The organism is Brevibacterium sp. UMB1308A (assembly GCF_030230605.1).
Lineage (GTDB): Bacteria > Actinomycetota > Actinomycetes > Actinomycetales > Brevibacteriaceae > Brevibacterium.
Map to the genome: position 1 here is coordinate 83,601 of NZ_JASPDO010000004.1, position 16,144 is coordinate 99,744.

Annotated in this window: 13 protein-coding genes; 10 read left to right on the forward strand and 3 right to left on the reverse strand. The window is 57.6% G+C overall.

Features of this window, described 5'->3' with window-relative positions:
- The first annotated feature begins 76 nt into the window (after positions 1-76).
- Genes QP868_RS03575 through QP868_RS03585 form a run of 3 tightly spaced genes read left to right on the forward strand, consistent with a single transcriptional unit; the run spans position 77 to position 1,487 of the window.
- On the forward strand, positions 77-766 hold the full coding sequence (locus tag QP868_RS03575; protein ID WP_284925260.1) for a hypothetical protein: 690 nt from the start codon (positions 77-79) through the stop codon (positions 764-766).
- Complete coding sequence (locus QP868_RS03580; RefSeq protein ID WP_284925261.1) at positions 766-1,140, forward strand: fluoride efflux transporter FluC; 375 nt, start codon at positions 766-768, stop codon at positions 1,138-1,140. The genes QP868_RS03575 and QP868_RS03580 overlap by 1 nt, the downstream gene beginning before the upstream one ends.
- Positions 1,134-1,487: a fluoride efflux transporter FluC gene (locus tag QP868_RS03585; protein ID WP_284925262.1), complete on the forward strand. Its 354-nt coding sequence runs from the start codon at positions 1,134-1,136 to the stop codon at positions 1,485-1,487. Before QP868_RS03580 ends, QP868_RS03585 begins: the two co-directional genes overlap by 7 nt.
- A gap of 26 nt (positions 1,488-1,513) precedes the next feature.
- Here the strand turns inward: QP868_RS03585 and nadE are convergent, their stop codons facing one another.
- Together nadE and leuS are read right to left on the reverse strand one after the other, a co-directional pair.
- The gene (gene nadE / locus QP868_RS03590) at positions 1,514-2,341 is read right to left on the reverse strand and encodes an ammonia-dependent NAD(+) synthetase (protein WP_284925263.1); all 828 of its coding nucleotides are present in this window, start codon (positions 2,339-2,341) and stop codon (positions 1,514-1,516) included.
- Between the two features lie 90 nt (positions 2,342-2,431).
- Positions 2,432-5,260 (reverse strand): leucine--tRNA ligase, encoded by a 2,829-nt coding sequence (leuS, locus tag QP868_RS03595; protein ID WP_284925264.1) that lies wholly within the window; start codon positions 5,258-5,260, stop codon positions 2,432-2,434.
- Between the two features lie 210 nt (positions 5,261-5,470).
- Between leuS and QP868_RS03600 the strand changes: the two genes are divergently transcribed.
- The 7 genes from QP868_RS03600 to QP868_RS03630 all read left to right on the forward strand — a co-directional run bounded on the left by QP868_RS03600 (position 5,471) and on the right by QP868_RS03630 (position 14,257).
- Positions 5,471-7,285: an AMP-dependent synthetase/ligase gene (locus tag QP868_RS03600; protein ID WP_284925265.1), complete on the forward strand. Its 1,815-nt coding sequence runs from the start codon at positions 5,471-5,473 to the stop codon at positions 7,283-7,285.
- Positions 7,286-7,357: 72 nt separating this feature from the next.
- Positions 7,358-8,410, forward strand: coding sequence for a polyphosphate kinase 2 (gene ppk2, locus QP868_RS03605; protein WP_284925266.1), 1,053 nt, complete (start codon positions 7,358-7,360; stop codon positions 8,408-8,410).
- Positions 8,411-8,420: 10 nt separating this feature from the next.
- Positions 8,421-9,461: a YhjD/YihY/BrkB family envelope integrity protein gene (locus QP868_RS03610; RefSeq protein ID WP_284925267.1), complete on the forward strand. Its 1,041-nt coding sequence runs from the start codon at positions 8,421-8,423 to the stop codon at positions 9,459-9,461.
- Between the two features lie 88 nt (positions 9,462-9,549).
- Positions 9,550-10,983, forward strand: a complete 1,434-nt coding sequence (locus QP868_RS03615; RefSeq protein WP_284925268.1) for a glyceraldehyde-3-phosphate dehydrogenase — start codon at positions 9,550-9,552, stop codon at positions 10,981-10,983.
- 2 nt (positions 10,984-10,985) lie between these two features.
- A complete protein-coding gene (gene glpK / locus QP868_RS03620; protein ID WP_284925269.1) occupies positions 10,986-12,461 on the forward strand; it encodes a glycerol kinase GlpK in 1,476 nt (491 codons plus the stop codon).
- The gene (locus QP868_RS03625) at positions 12,462-13,646 is read left to right on the forward strand and encodes a sensor histidine kinase (RefSeq protein WP_284925270.1); all 1,185 of its coding nucleotides are present in this window, start codon (positions 12,462-12,464) and stop codon (positions 13,644-13,646) included.
- Positions 13,643-14,257, forward strand: coding sequence for a response regulator (locus QP868_RS03630; RefSeq protein ID WP_284925271.1), 615 nt, complete (start codon positions 13,643-13,645; stop codon positions 14,255-14,257). Before QP868_RS03625 ends, QP868_RS03630 begins: the two co-directional genes overlap by 4 nt.
- Before the next feature lies 1 nt (position 14,258).
- Here QP868_RS03630 and dnaG read toward each other — a convergent pair whose 3' ends face one another.
- Positions 14,259-16,136 (reverse strand): DNA primase, encoded by a 1,878-nt coding sequence (gene dnaG / locus QP868_RS03635; protein ID WP_284925272.1) that lies wholly within the window; start codon positions 16,134-16,136, stop codon positions 14,259-14,261.
- Between the last annotated feature and the right edge of the window lie 8 nt (positions 16,137-16,144).

Here is a 16,144-nt window from a genome sequence, read left to right on the forward strand (position 1 = left end):
TGTCTGATGAGGCTCGTTCCTCAGATCAGTATAGAAGTCCACAATCTCGCACACTGTTTTCGCTAGACTTTCAGCCGTGAGGCGTTTTGGAGACTTTTTAGTGAATTCATGGGCAGCGACTCTTATCCTTGCAGTCGCCGTCCTTGCTCTTATCCTGTTCCTGATCCCCCCGTTACATTCGGTGGCGTGGATCATTGGTCTGATCTCGGCTGCCATCACCGCACTGGGCGTCGTGGGACTGGCCTACGAATGGTCTTCCACACAGGCCCGCATCGACAGACTCGGCAATGAGCTGACTCAAGCGTATGAGCAGTCCAACCGTGTGCAGCTCACTCAGGTTGAGGACGAACCCCAGAACCCTGATGCTGAACACGCAACCCGGATTCGGTCCCTGTTCCCCCAGGACACTGGGCTTGTACAGGAACTGCGCGTGTCGCAGGTCGCTTCACTCAGCCAAGAGTCACTGCGCGCCCTCGAGACCTTCCTGTCGCAAAGTGAGCACGAATCATTTATCAACCGCGACGCTCACTACGCCTTTATGGATCTCTTCCGCACAGGGACTGCTCTACGCGACTGGGTCAAACAAGAGATGACACCTGACGACCAGAACGCCAACGAGCTGGTGGTCAAACCTGGTGACACGCGTGAAGGTGGCTGGCATGAATTCAGCCGCGCCCAGAACCACGGTGAGAACCTGGCAAACAGTTTTGTCACGGCACGCGCTACCTTTGAACGTGTCGTCTTCGAAAACTCACTCGACTCGTAGTGTCGCGTCTTCTCCCACCTCTTCTGGTGTTTGCCGGTGGTGCACTAGGCACCTGGGGCCGTGTCGCGGTTTTCCAGCTTGGTGAAACGGCGGGCCTCATCACGGTCAACACCGTGGGAACGCTCATTCTGGCTTTTCTTTCCGGGCTTCTGTTGGATGCGCGAACGCCGTGGGCCGCGCCCGTGAAGCTGTTCGTTGGTGCTGGAATATGCGGGGCGCTCACCACACAGTCCACGCTCGCCCTCATGACCGTACAGTCCAGCTTTGGTGGACTCACCCTCACCCTGGTGTCGCTGGTGACTGGTGTCTGTGCCGCCATCAGTGGGTGGCTCATTGGTTCAGCTGTCCGCCCATCGCCGAGGTCGTTATGCTGATCGCGGTCGTGCTAGCTGGCGGGGTAGGGGCCGTGTGCCGGTGGGCGTGCGATACGGCCTTGACCCGGTGGTTAAATGCGTCGTGGCCAGTTGCCGTGTTCCTCATCAATGTGGTGGGAAGTTTCTTCACTGGGGTACTTACGGGCGCCACCGTGGAGTTTCCGGTGTTCAACGTGTGCACAACCGGATTCTGTGGTGCCTTCACCACGTTTTCAACGCTCATGGTGGGGTGGTTAGAACTTACGCTCCGCAAACGCCCGGTTCACGGCGTCCTCTATGTGGGAGGGACGCTCCTGGCATGCGTGCTGAGCGTGTGGCTGGGTCTTGCGACCGGCTCACGCCTGTAGTGGCGTTCTAGAAGCTAGTAGCGCTTCTAGCAGCGAATCCACCACGTGTCGGCGGGAGTCACGGGCATCACGCGCTTGTGGTGGCTGCGACGATACTTGTCCTCGATCGAAAACGCGGTGTCGTCTGTGACAGGTTTTCCTTCGAGGTAGTCGTCAATGTCGTCATACGTCAGGCCCAGAGCGCTTTCATCCGTTTGGGCCGGTTCGTCGTCCAGAAGGTCAGCGGTGGGCACCTTGAGGTACAGGTGTTCCGGGCAGTCCAGCTCTTGGAGCATTTCCCGCCCCTGACGTTTTGTCAGACCCGCAAGAGGTGTGACGTCGGCACCCCCGTCACCGAACTTCGTGTAGAAACCGGTAACGGCCTCGGCAGCGTGATCGGTTCCAACAACCAACAGTCCCAGATCACCAGCGACCGCATACTGCGCGATCATCCGCATTCTGGCCTTGACGTTGCCCCGGTTGAAGTCCGAGGTCTCATGCCCCATCGCCGTAGTGAACTCTTTGGACACTTCGTCCGTGGCTTCCCCGATATTGAATGTCACCACGCGGTCGGGCTCGATGAAATCGAGTGCGTCTTGTGCGTCCTGTTCGTCTTGCTGAAGCCGATACGGCAGACGCATCGCGACGAACGTCGCGTCATAATCGCGCCTGCGCAGTTCTTCAACAGCCAGTTGGCACAGTTTGCCGGCAAGAGTGGAATCTTGCCCTCCGGAAATTCCCAGCACAAAACCTCTTGTGCCGGTGGTCAAACAGTAATCGACCAGGAACTGGACGCGACGCTGAATCGCTCCTCGGGGATCGATGCTGGGGCTGACGCCCAAAGCCAATCGAATCTCTTCGGGTGAAACATTCATGCATTACACAGTAAACGTTTACCCGATCGTAAACGTCACGAATACGGCAGTTCGTAACGAAGATTACGCGTGACTTTCGCCACACCCTCACTACATGGGCACAATATTCACGAGCTTGGGCGCGCGCACGATCACCTTGCGCACTTCGGCGCCATCCAAGCTGCGCTGGGCACCCTTAGAGGCCAGCGCCAGCTTTTCGAGCTCATCGTCCGAAATGTCAGGGGACACTTCCAGTCGGTCGCGAACCTTGCCCTTCACCTGCACAACGCACGTGACGGTTTCTTCAACCAGATAACGCTCGTCCACCTCGGGGAAGGCTTCATACGTGATGGTGCCCTCATGGCCCAGCTTGCTCCACAGCTCTTCCGCGATGTGCGGCGCCAAAGGCGCGAGCATGACGACGAGCGGCTCAATGACCTCACGTGGCGAAACCCCCACCTTGGTGAGGTGGTTGGTGAGCACGATGAGCTTGGCAACGACCGTGTTGAACCGGAAGTTGTCCATGTCGTCCCGCACACCCGCAATTGTGGAGTGCAAAACGCGCAAGGTGTCTTCGTCAGCTGGTTGGTCCGTGACCTTGAGTTCACCGGAATCTTCGTCCACCACCAGACGCCACACACGCTGCAGGAACCGCTGGGCACCCACGACCGCGCGGGTCTCCCATGCACGCGACACTTCGAGTGGCCCCATCGACATTTCGTACACCCGGAAAGTGTCGGCGCCGTACTCTTCGTACATCTCATCGGGTGTCACCATGTTTTTAAGCGACTTACCCATCTTCCCGTACTCACGCGACACCTGTTCGCCCTGGTACCAGAAGGTGCCGTCCTCTTTCTCTTCAACCTCATTGGCTGGGACGTACACGCCGCGCGCATCGGTAAATGCGTACGCCTGGATGTACCCCTGGTTGATGAGCTTGTAGAACGGTTCAAAGCTGGAAATGTGCCCGAGGTCGTAAAGGACTTTGTGCCAGAAGCGGGCGTACAGCAGGTGCAGGACCGCGTGCTCAACACCGCCGATGTAGAGGTCCGCGCCGCCGGGCTTCTTGTCGTCCCGTGGGCCCAACCAGTATTTTTCGTTCTCTGGATCCACGAGTGCGTTGCTGTTGTGCGGATCCGCGTAGCGCAACTGATACCACGACGATCCTGCCCAGTTCGGCATGGTGTTGGTCTCACGGGTGTAGGTTTTCAGCCCGTCGCCCAGGTCCAGTTCAACCGTGACCCAGTCGTGGTTACGTCCCAGAGGTGGTTCTGGTTCAGATTCCACGTCGTCTGGCTCAAAGGTCTTGGGGCTGAAGTCCTCGAGTTCAGGAAGGTCAACGGGCAACTGGTCTTCTGGAACCAAGTGGGGTGTGCCTTCTTCGTCGTAGACGATAGGGAACGGTTCACCCCAGTAGCGCTGGCGGCTAAACAGCCAGTCACGCAAGCGGTACTGCGTGGTCTCCTGTGCGAGCCCCTGCTCAGCCAGCCACTCAACCACGCGGTTCTTAGCCTCATCGACTTCCACAGCGTTGACGTCAATGTGTTCGTTCGCCGAATTGATCTTCTGGCCTTCACCCAAGTACGGCTGGTCTTCATCGTGATCCGCAGGCGGTTCAACCGTGCGGATATAGGGCAGACCAAACGCTTTCGCAAAGTCCCAGTCGCGGCTATCTTCAGCCGGAACACCCATGACCGCACCGGTTCCGTACCCCATGAGCACGTAGTCGGCCACAAACACGGGCATATCTTGTCCGGTTGCAGGGTTCTTCACGTAGCTTCCCGTGAACACACCCGTTTTGTTTTTGTCTTCCTGACGCTCGGCCGGAGTCTTCGCTGCCGCGGCACGCTGGTACTCGGCGACCGCCTCGGCGGGGGTCGCCGCCCCTTGGGTCCACGCTGGGTTCACATCTTCTGGCCACGCAGCAGTCACAAACTCATCGACCAGCGGGTGTTCTGGAGAAAGAACCGCAAATGTCGCTCCAAACAGCGTGTCGGCACGTGTGGTGTACACCTCGAGCTTGGGGACGTTATGACCAGTGAAACGCACCAACGCACCCACAGATTTCCCAATCCAATTGCGCTGCATGTGTTTGACCGCCTCGGGCCACTCCACTGTGTCCAGGTCCGCGTCCAAACGGTCGGCGTACGCAGTAATGCGCATGTTCCACTGCTTGAGTTTGCGCGTGTAGACCGGGAAGTTACCGCGCTCAGAACGACCTTCTGCTGTCACTTCTTCGTTCGCGAGCACTGTGCCCAGTCCGGGGCACCAGTTCACTGGCGATTCGCTCACATACGCCAACCGGTAGTCCTGCAAAACTTCTTCGCGTTCACGTGGGCTCAGCTCAGCCCACGCACCCCGTCCGGTGTCACGTGCACCGGTTTCGAACTGCTCAATCAGTTCGCCGATGGGGCGCGCCTTGGCTGCGTCAGCGTCATACCACGCGTCGAAAATCGTGGCGAAGATCCACTGCGTCCACTTCACGAACTCGGGATCGGTTGTCGCAAACGAACGGCGAGGGTCGTGCCCCAGACCCAAGCGTCGCAACTGCCTGCGCATGTTGTCGATGTTTTGATTGGTGGTGATGCGTGGGTGCTGGCCCGTCTGCACCGCGTACTGTTCAGCTGGCAGACCAAACGCGTCATATCCCAGCGCGTGCATCACGTTACGGCCCAACATGCGTTGGTACCTGGCATACACATCAGTTGCCAAGTACCCCAGCGGGTGTCCTACGTGGAGACCCTTCCCGGACGGGTACGGGAACATGTCCATGAGGTACATGGGTGCGCCCAAATTGCGGTTGTCACCGGCCAAGTCACCTACCGGGTTGGAGGAGGCGAAAGTGCCGTCTTCTTCCCACCGGTCTTGCCATTTGAGTTCAATGTCTCCCGCCAGCTGCGCATCGTAGCGATAGGTGGGCTGCTCGGGAGCGTTACTCATTGGCGTCCTTTCGGGTTTCTAAGACTGCGCCTTGCGTGGCGAGCCTGAAGTGGCATGACCTACGTACAGCCACTTTAGGCTATCTCACGCCTGCCAACGTAACTCTTTCACTCATCAGTAACGTACGGCTTAGAAAATACCCCTCTACCCCGTAGGATAGGTACTTGAATATCCACGCCGATGATGTCGCATATACAATAGGGAGCTTCGATGTCCGCAACGATGAGTTCATCTTCCACGCCTTTAACTTTTGACCTGCCAGAAAGCGACACCATCACCGACGTGTTTGTAGCCAGGGTCACATCAGATCCACACGCGCACATGCTGTCTCTTTTGGAAAACGACCGCGAAGTCGCAATTTCTGCGCAGCAATTCCACCGCGAAGTTGTTGAAGTGGCCAAGGGTCTTATTGCCCGGGGCATCAAGCCTGGTGACCGCGTGGGGATTTTTGGGGCCACCAGTTACGAGTGGACTACCTACGACTTCGCCATTTGGTTCGCTGGTGGCGTGTCAGTTCCGTTCTACGACACGTCGAGTGAAGACCAGCTGGCGTGGATCCTCAAGGACACCGGCCTGAAATTTGTTGTCGCACAGTCCCAGGACCACAGTGACCGCGTGGCTCAGGCTGCTAAAGCAGGTGGGATCGAAGAAACTTTGGACATCAGCGTGTGGGATGAGGACGGTCGCCGTTCGCTTGTCGTCGCTGGCCGGGATGTGACCGCCGAGGTCGTCGAGGCCGCCCGCTCCTCACGCAAGAAGTCTGACGACGCGACCATCATTTACACCTCGGGAACAACGGGCCGCTCACGCGGATGCGTTCTCACCCACGCGAACTTCGTTGACACCGCAGCCAGCGCCGCCGTACAGATCAACCAGGTTGTCACTCCTGGCGCCCGGTGTCTCCTGTTCATTCCCACCGCGCACGTGTTCGCCCGTTTCATTGAAGTGATGAGCATTCTTCACGGTGTCACGCTGGCACACGAATCGGATCTGACGAAACTCACGGAGGCTCTGGGAGCGTTTCGTCCTACGTTTATTCTGGGTGTCCCGCGCGTCTTTGAAAAGGTCTTCAACTCCGCACTGCAAAAAGCTGAGGCTGAGAAGAAGGCACCCATTTTCCGGGCGGCTGAAGCCGTCGCAGTGCAATATTCCGTTGCTTTGAGCGAAGGCAAGGTATCCCCATGGCTCAAAGCCAAGCACAAACTCTTCGACGTTTTGGTGTACTCCAAGCTCCGCGCAGTTCTGGGTGGACAGGCAACGCACGCCGTGTCCGGCGGTGGCCCGCTGGGCTTCCGCTTGGGACACTTCTTCAAGGGAATCGGCGTGGACATTCTCGAAGGGTACGGACTGACAGAAACCACCGCCCCAATCGCCGTAAACACTCCCGGTAAGTCCAAGATTGGAACCGTGGGCGTGCCACTGCCTGGAAACACGGTTGCAGTGGCACCTGATGGCGAGATTCTTGCCAAAGGTGTCAGCGTTTTTAAGGAATACCTCAACGACCCGCAAGCTACCCAAGACGCTTTTGTCGACGGATGGTTCTGCACGGGTGACTTTGGAACGCTTGACGAAGACGGATATGTCAGTGTCACCGGACGCAAAAAGGAACTCATTATTACTGCTGGTGGCAAGAACGTTGCTCCTGCCCCGTTTGAAGATGAGCTGCGACGCCACCCGGTCATTGGCCAAGCAGTCGTGATTGGTGAAGGTAAGAAGTTCGTCTCGGTTCTGATCTTCCCGGACATGGAGATGCTTCCGGCCTGGTTGGAAAACCGTGGCCTGCCTGCCCTATCACTCGAAGACGTACCCGGCAATGAAAAGATCAACGAATCTGTCTCGCGGGCAATCGAAGTGGCCAACCGCAGGGTTTCACGTGCTGAGTCGATCCGCGAATACCGGATTGTTCCCGCTCAACTCACGGAACAAAATGGCTACCTTTCAGCAAAGCAGTCCGTGAAACGCCACATTGTCAACAAGGACTTCAGCTCCTACATTGACGACATTTACGGCCCAGAGAACGCGTGATACTAGCTTTCATGCGGGCTCTGGTCCCACCACTTGTGGCACCTGGGTACTTCAAAATATAGACTTAAAGGTATGAGTGAAAACACGCCCACAAACGACACCGAAACAACTGCCCCACACAACGTAGACGACGGTGTCGAGGCCGACGCCAATCAGGTTGATTCCAAGAAGGCTGACGCATCTCAGAGCGAATCAGCTGAGGAAACACCTAAGTTTGAGCTGACCCCTGACGGCATTCCTGACTTCGCCAACGAAATTGACTCTCTGCGTTCCCTCCAGAGGCAGGTTTCAGGAACCAAATCAAAATCCAAGGCCTGGAAGAAGGGGTACCCGTACCGCACTAAAATGGCGCGGCCGGCGTATGAACGCGAAAAACGCAAACTTCAGATCGAGCTTCTCAAGCTTCAGACGTGGATCAAGGAAACCGGCGAACGTGTCGTCATCATCTTCGAAGGACGTGACGCAGCAGGTAAAGGTGGCGCCATCAAGCGCTTCACCGAACACCTCAACCCACGTGGCGCCCGCGTCGTAGCCCTAGAAAAGCCCACGGAACGCGAACAGACCCAGTGGTACTTCCAGCGTTACGTCCAGCACTTGCCAGCTGCGGGCGAAATCGTCATGTTCGACCGTTCGTGGTACAACCGCGCCGGTGTCGAACGCGTGATGGGCTACTGCACGCCAGCTGAATACCTCGACTTCACCCGCTCGTGCCCACAGTTCGAAACCATGCTGGTGAACTCGGGAATCAAGATCATCAAGTTCTGGTTCTCAGTTGGACGCGAAGAACAGCTCCACCGCTTCACGTCCCGTTCAACCGACCCTGTCAAGCAGTGGAAACTCTCCCCCACTGACCTGGCGAGCTTGGACAAGTGGGACGCATACACAGAAGCCAAAGAGGCAATGTTCTTCTATACGGACACGGCTCAGGCACCGTGGACCGTGGTGAAGTCCAACGACAAGAAACGCGCTCGGCTGGAAGCGATGCGCCACGTACTCGCACAGTTCGACTATCCGAACAAGGACCGTCGCGTCGCACGTCGCCCCGACCACTTGCTGGTGGGCAGCCCCAAAGATATCTACGATCAGGGCGAAGGCCCCACAGACTTTAACGCTCTGGAAATCTGACGAGGATTGAATGTCACACGTAGCTCTTCTGACTAAGCGTTCGTCGGCTCAAGCGCGTTCGCAGAAACTGCTCAACAAGCCGTTTGTCGTTCACCTCAAGGACACGGTCGCGCGATTCGGCGCCAGGCTGGGGAACCAATTTGGCGCAGCGATCACCTACTTCCTCGTTCTTGCGATCATCCCCATCCTCATGTTTGCGTTCGCAATCCTGGGCTTCACACTGGACGTGCTCAAACCCGAATGGGTGGGGGTTGTCAACGACTGGATTACCGAAACGGCTCCTGGTCAAGACAAACTCGTCTCCATGCTTCAGAACTTCCTGGACAACTGGGAAGCTGTAGGAATCGTGGGTATCTTGTCTGCCCTGTTCACCGCTCAGGGGTTCATCGGGAATCTCAAGGTCGCGATTCGGGCGCAGCTCACCGACGACATGGACAACATTCCTAAAGAGCCGTTTGTTGCGCGCACTATCAACAATGTGTACACGCTTCTAGGAATTCTGGTTCTCATTTTCCTCACGCTGGCAGCAACCGTGTTGGGTACCGGTTTGCAAAGCGCAATCGCGAACTGGCTGAACCTCCCCGGCTGGTTTGCGATCGTGTTTAATATCCTCACGATTGCGCTTGCGGTTGCCATGAACTGGTTGCTGTTCATGTTCATCTTCACCACGATCCCGGACAAGAAGATCCCTATGCGCACTCGTGCGATCGGATCCTTGACAGGTGCTTTGGCCCTGACCGTCCTGTTGAACTTGGCAACCGTGCTCATCAGCATCTTCTCCGGTTCGCCCACAGCGGCACTCTTTGGACCCATTATTGCGATCATGCTGTCCATGAACCTGTTCATCAGGATCCTGCTCATGGTCGCCGCGTGGATGGGTACCAGCCACGACGACCGAGTTTTCCACACGGTTCCCCAAGGCAAACCACTGCAAGCTCAGCAGAAGGACGACGACATCGACCTCACTAGTTCATTGCTTGCAGTGCTGACTGCTGTCGGACTCATTTTCCTCACACTGTTTGGCCTCAAACGGTACGAGGGTCGTGAATAAACACACCACAAGAAAAGGTTTAAGCGCAGCAACCCTGCGAGCAAGATAAATCGGCACAAAGCGTGCACACAAACACGAAGGAGTCGCTGTGAGCGAAGTGGCTAACACCAAACTGCAAGAGTGGAACACCAAGTCCGAACTTGCCGAACAGATCCTGCCTGGCGTTGGGCGTCTGTTCCGTAACAACGACGTTCTGCTGACTATCTACGGACGTTCCCTGCTGAACAAGTCCACAATCGGAATCGTCAAGGCGCACCGCTACGCACGCCACTTTGACGGAAAAGATCTGGACCTCAACGAAACCCTCGCAATCGTCAACGAACTCCAGAAACTCAACCTGTCCGGTGCCCGCCTTGACCTGGGTCGCCTGGCTGCCGGATACCGCGAAGCCGGCGGCGACCTCGGCGAATACCTCAAGAACGAACTTTCCGACGTCACCAACGGAGCCGAAACCCCAGAGCCACGCGACGTTGTGCTCTACGGGTTTGGACGTATTGGTCGTCTGGTTGCGCGTATTCTCATTGACCGCAACGGTGGAACCGGAATGCGCCTCCGCGCGATCGTGGTCCGCAAAAACGGTGAAAACGACATCATCAAGCGTGCCTCGCTTCTGCGCCGCGACTCCGTTCACGGCAAGTTCGACGGCTCCATTACCGTGGACGAAGAAAACAACACGATCCTAGCCAACGGTGTCCTCATCCAGGTCATCTACTCCTCCGACCCGTCCTCTGTCGACTTCACCCAGTACGGCATCAAGGACGCCATTGTTGTGGACAACACTGGTCGTTGGCGCGACGAAGAGGGTCTGGGCCAGCACTTGAAGTCCAAGGGTGTTGGCAAAGTCATCCTCACCGCTCCTGGTAAGGGCGACATCAAGAACATTGTGTACGGTGTCAACAACTCCGCTATCGAAGACAGCGACACCATCCTTTCAGCTGCGTCGTGCACCACGAACGCGATCACCCCAGTGCTTAAGGTGATCAACGACGAATACGGTGTCAAGAACGGTCACGTGGAGACGGTTCACTCGTTCACCAACGACCAAAACCTCATCGACAACTTCCACAAGGGTGCGCGCCGTGGACGTGCTGCCGGACTCAACATGGTGCTCACCGAGACCGGTGCCGCTAAGGCCGTTGCCAAGGCACTCCCTGAACTCAAGGGCAAGCTTTCGGGTAACGCGATTCGCGTCCCCACGCCTAACGTGTCCATGGCGATTCTGAACCTCAACCTGGAGCGCGAAACCACGGTTGACGAACTCAACACGTTCCTGCGCAACACCTCGTTGCACTCGAGCCTGCGCAATCAGATTGACTACATCAACTCTCCCGAGGTCGTTTCCACCGACTTCGTGGGTTCGAAGCGTGCCGGTGTGGTCGACGGTCTGGCGACGATCGTCGACGGCGACCGCGTTGTGGTCTACGTGTGGTACGACAACGAGTACGGCTACTCGTGCCAGGTAGTCCGTTGTTTGGCTGACATGGCTGGAGTCGACTTCCCTGCCCTGCCTAAGCGCGCCTAAAGATGGGTTACGTTCTTTCACTCGATGAGGGAACGACGTCAACACGTGCGGTCATCTTCACTGAAGATGGCCGCACTGTTGCTCAGTCCTCCCAAGAGTTCACACAGCACTTTCCGCGGGGCGGTTGGGTTGAACACGACCCTCTGGAAATTTGGCGCACAAGTCGCCAAGTGATCGGCTCTGCTCTGGGTAAAGCCCAGCTCACCGGCACCGATATCGCGTGTGTGGGAGTGACGAATCAACGCGAAACCACAGTCGTGTGGGAGGCCTCCACGGGCCGGCCCATTTACCCGGCGATCGTGTGGCAAGACACGCGTGGAACTGAGTATGTGGAGCGGTTGAGCGAAAATGCTGACGACATCGCCACGATCACTGGCCTACCCGTCAACACGTATTTTTCGGCCATTAAGCTCATGTGGATTCTTGACCACGTGGAGGGCGCCCGCGCACGCGCCGAAAAAGGCGAGCTACGGTTCGGCACGATCGACGCGTGGCTCTTGTTTAACCTCACGGGTGAGCACGTCACTGACGTGACGAACGCGTCGCGCACCATGCTCATGGACATTCGTACGGGCCAATGGTCGCAGCATATGTTGGAGCTCACTGGGATTCCGGAACAACTTCTCCCCCGCATTTGCCCGTCAGTGGGCGAACTGGGCACGGTGCGTTCCAATCAGCTGTTGAGCGGAACTGCGGTGACCGGTGTTCTGGGTGATCAGCAGTCTGCCGCGTTTGGTCAGGTGTGTTTCAATCCCGGCGACACCAAGGTCACGTTTGGCACTGGGTGTTTTTTGCTGACCAATACGGGCACTGAAATTGTGCGTTCGAACCACGGCCTTGTTTCCACGGTGGCGTATCAGATCGCAGACGGGCCTCTCCATTACGCGTTGGAGGGCTCAATTGCGGTTGCCGGTTCCTTGGTTCAGTGGTTGCGCGACAACCTGGGAATCATTTCAACGTCTGAACAGGTCGAAACGCTGGCTGCTTCCGTGGAAGATTCTGGTGGCGTATTCTTTGTTCCCGCGTTCGCTGGGCTGTTTGCGCCCCGGTGGCGACCGGATGCGCGTGGAACCATTGTGGGCATGACGGGTTTTACGACCGCGGCCCACATTGCCCGCGCGGCTTTGGACTCAACGGCTTTTCAGGCCGCCGAGGTCGTTGACGCTTTGGTTTCGGATGTGGGTACGGATCTGGGAGTGATCCGGGTAGACGGCGGGATGAGCGTGAACGACGCGTTCTTGCAGTTCCAATCCGATGTTCTCAACGCTCCGGTTGTACGCCCTAAGGAAACCGAATCGACTGCTGTTGGGGCAAGTTTCGCCGCTGGCGTGGGAGCGGGTTTGTATTCGCACGGGGACGTCGCGTCGTTGTGGAGAAAAGACCGCGAATTTATCCCTCACATGGATTCGCGTACACGTGAGCATTTGCGTGCCCGGTGGAATGAGGCGGTCGAACGTAGCCTCAACTGGGAGAACTAGGTGTCGCACAGTCAGTTGCCGCAGATCCTGCGCGCTATGCGCGTGACCCTGCATGTCGCATTTGCCGTCATGCTGGGTGTTGGAGTCGTGCGCTTCATCGTCACATTTGATCAGCACCCGGCCGTGCTCATAATGATTCTCATTTTGACGTTGATGCTCGCGGGGCTGTACCTGGTGGGCACGGTTGCCGAAATGCAGCACTCCAAACACCCCGAGCGTTTCAACCCTATTCCGCTCAGGTCGTGGTGGCTGGCGGCGATCCTCATTTTGTGGGCAGGCCTCATGCTGTCGTCCATGAGTTTCGCGTGGGTGAGCTTTCCCCTGTTCTTTATTGTCCTCCACGCGTATCGGCCGTATGTTGCAGCCCCAGTGATCATGGTCATGTTGTTCACGATTCTGGCCAGCTCGTATCGCCACGGAGTATTCAATACCGGGTACTTGTTGGGCCCTACTATAGGGGCGTGTGTCGCAACCGTTGTGAGCATCTTGTACCAAGAGCTACGCAAAGAGGCCGAAGCCATGGGCAACGCGTACGAGAAACTGCAACGTGCACAAACGCAGATTTCTTTGAGCCAGCACCGGGCTGGTCGTCTTGCTGAGCGCGAGAAGCTCGCAGCGGATGTCCACGACACGCTCTCACAGGGCTTCACCTCGATCCTTCTATTGAGTCGCTCACTCGAACCGCACGTGGACACTTCCGGGCGTGAAACCCTTCATCTCATCGAAGATACCGCTCAAAACAACTTGCAACAGGCCCGCGAGTTCTTACACGGGTCCCCTCTTGGCGCCTCGGACTTACACCCCACTCTGAGAGCCGAATGTCACGCAGTTGAGCGGGCGAGTGCCGCAGTGGGCGCTGAAATCGACTGCACATTTGAAGCGACCGGGGAGCCATACCCTCTGACACCAGAGGTGGAACAGACGCTGATCCGTGCCACGCAAAGCCTGTTGTCCAATGTGTCATTCCATTCACGGTGCACGCGTGCGAAGGTGACTTTGGCGTACTGGAATTCCCATGTGAGCTTGGATGTTGTGGATAACGGAGTGGGCTTTGCAGGAGCCTACGGTTACGGCTTGCGCGCTTTGACTGAGAGGGTAGCAAGTGTACGGGGTCAGCTGACTGTCGAAACCGCCGTGGGCGAAGGCTGTTCGGTTCACATTGTGATTCCCGTGGAGAAAACATGATCCGAGTTCTCTTAGTCGATGACCACCCGGTTGTGCGCGCGGGCCTGAGCGCGGTTCTCAACACAGGCGACGACATTGACGTGGTGGCACAGGCCGGAACGGGACGCGAAGCGCTCGAGGTTCTGGCGTCCACTCAGGTCGATGTCGTGGTGAGCGATATTCAAATGCCCCAGATGGACGGGGTGGAGCTCACTGCTGAGTTAAGAAAGATCGGTGGCCCTCCGGTGCTGATTCTCACCACGTTCGACACGGAGAACCTCATTGTGGCCGCCATGAACGCCGGCGCGCAGGGGTACCTGTTGAAAGATGCTCCTCCCGAGGAACTCGCGCGTGCTGTTCGCGCTGTCAACGAAGGCAAGCCCGTCATGTCGGACCAAGTGACTGTGGCCCTAACCCGCAGGCTCACGCAACCGCGCACGTCCTTATCTGCCCGTGAGCTTGAGATTCTTCAAGCTGTTGCCACCGGGCACACGAACAAAGAGATTGCCCAGGAGTTGTTCATTTCCCAGGCCACCGTGAAGACGCATTTGGTGCATATTTTCGACAAGTTGGGAGTGGACAATCGCACCAGCGCCGTTGCGAAAGCACGCGAACAGCAACTGATCGACTGACCTACATGAACTGCCGTAGGTGAACGCGTTGCTGTTCCAGCAGTGTGAGTTGTTGTAACAGTTCCGAGGTCGTTGCGGCGTCGTTCGGGTCCGTGCGTCGCAGGCGGGCGTGGAGGAGCCCGCTGATCCGCACCATGTCTTTGTCAAACAGACGCGCTACGATTCCTCGGCTGTAGCGCTCGATTCCGTCGGCGTTGTTGGCGGGAAGTGATGCCATCGTCAGTTCGCTCACCAGGGGAACGAGTTCGTCCGGGGTGGCTTCACGGACAGCGTCGGCCCAGGCTGCGGGGTCTTCAGCTCCGCCCCGCACTCCCCCTACCTGTTTCATCGCTTCGTGAATGGCGCGGTGACGAGGGTCGTCGAACACTTTTCCGTTGAGCGCGTCAAAGAGTTTGGCGTTGACGTACTGCGGGTACTGGAGTGCCACCATGAGTGCTCCGCGTTCTACCCGGTACCCGGCTGACTGGCTGGGGTCTGGCCCACTGGGCGAACCCTGAGCAGCCTGTTGAAACTGTTGTTGAGCCTGGTTGGGTTGTTGCTGGTTTGGTTGCTGACGCTGGTTTTGATTACGCTGGTACGCCCGCACCGCGCGCACCACCTGATCGGTGTCGACCCCCACCAGGCCGGCCACGTAGCGTTCGTACCCGGGCCGAAGCGCCACGTCCTTGATTCCCGCGATCACAGGTGCGGCCGCTCTGATCGCTGCCACTTGGCCTTCGACCGTTGAGGCGTCGAACTGTGCCACGGTCATGTCGATAACGAACTCAAAAAGCGGGCGCCTGGATTCGATGAGGTCACGCACGGCCCCTTCGCCTTTTTCCTTCCACAGGTCTGCGGGGTCACGTCCGCCCGGTTCAACCACGACCGAGGTCTGGGCCAAGAACCGCTGATCGTCACCGAACGCTTTCAAGGCTGCTTTCTGGCCGGCTTCGTCACCGTCGAAGGTGAAGATCACTTCGGCGGTCGCGTCGTCGTTCATCATGCGCCGAAGAATGCTCACGTGTTCAGACCCAAAAGCGGTTCCACACGTGGCAACGGCTTGGGTGACACCGCTGATGTGGGCGGCCATGACGTCGGTGTAGCCTTCAACAACCACTGCGCGTTTCGTCTTTGCGATAGGACGTTTCGCAAGGTCAAGGCCATAGAGCACTTTGTTCTTGTGATACACGGGAGTTTCTGGGGTGTTGAGGTATTTGGGTCCTTGGTCGTCGTCAAACAGTTTTCGAGCCCCAAAACCGATCACCCGCCCGGTGACGTCCCTGATGGGCCACATGAGACGACCTCGGAAACGGTCATAGTGACCGCGCCTGCCCGCAATGGCAAGGCCACCTTTTTCGATGTCCTCAACTCGGAAACCGCGCCCACGTAAGTGCGACAGCAGACCATCCCAGCCCTGCGGAGAGAAACCCACGCCAAAGGTGTCCAGCGTCTGCTGTTCGAAACCTCGGCCCGCCATATATTCCCGTGCAACCGACGCGGCAGGCGACGCGAACTGTTCACGGTAGAAGTCCGCTGCGACCTGGTGCATTTCCAGAATGTTTTGACGCACGGAGCCCGAGTCGCCGCTGGGTGCGCCGGTATATGACAGTTGGACGCCGGCGCGTTCGGCCAGGCGTTGAACGGCTTCGACGAAGGTCACGCCGTCCATTTTCATGAGGAACTCGAAAATGTCGCCGGATTCCCCGCACCCAAAACAGTGATAGCGCCCTATCGAGGGCCGGACATTGAAACTGGGGGTACGTTCGTCGTGGAAGGGGCACAGGCCCTTCAACGAGTCGATTCCCGCTCTCTTGAGCGATACGTATTCGCCTACGACTTCGTCGATAGGCGAACGCGACCGAACCTCGTCGATATCTTCTCTACCGATACGTCCTGCCATGGTGTCTT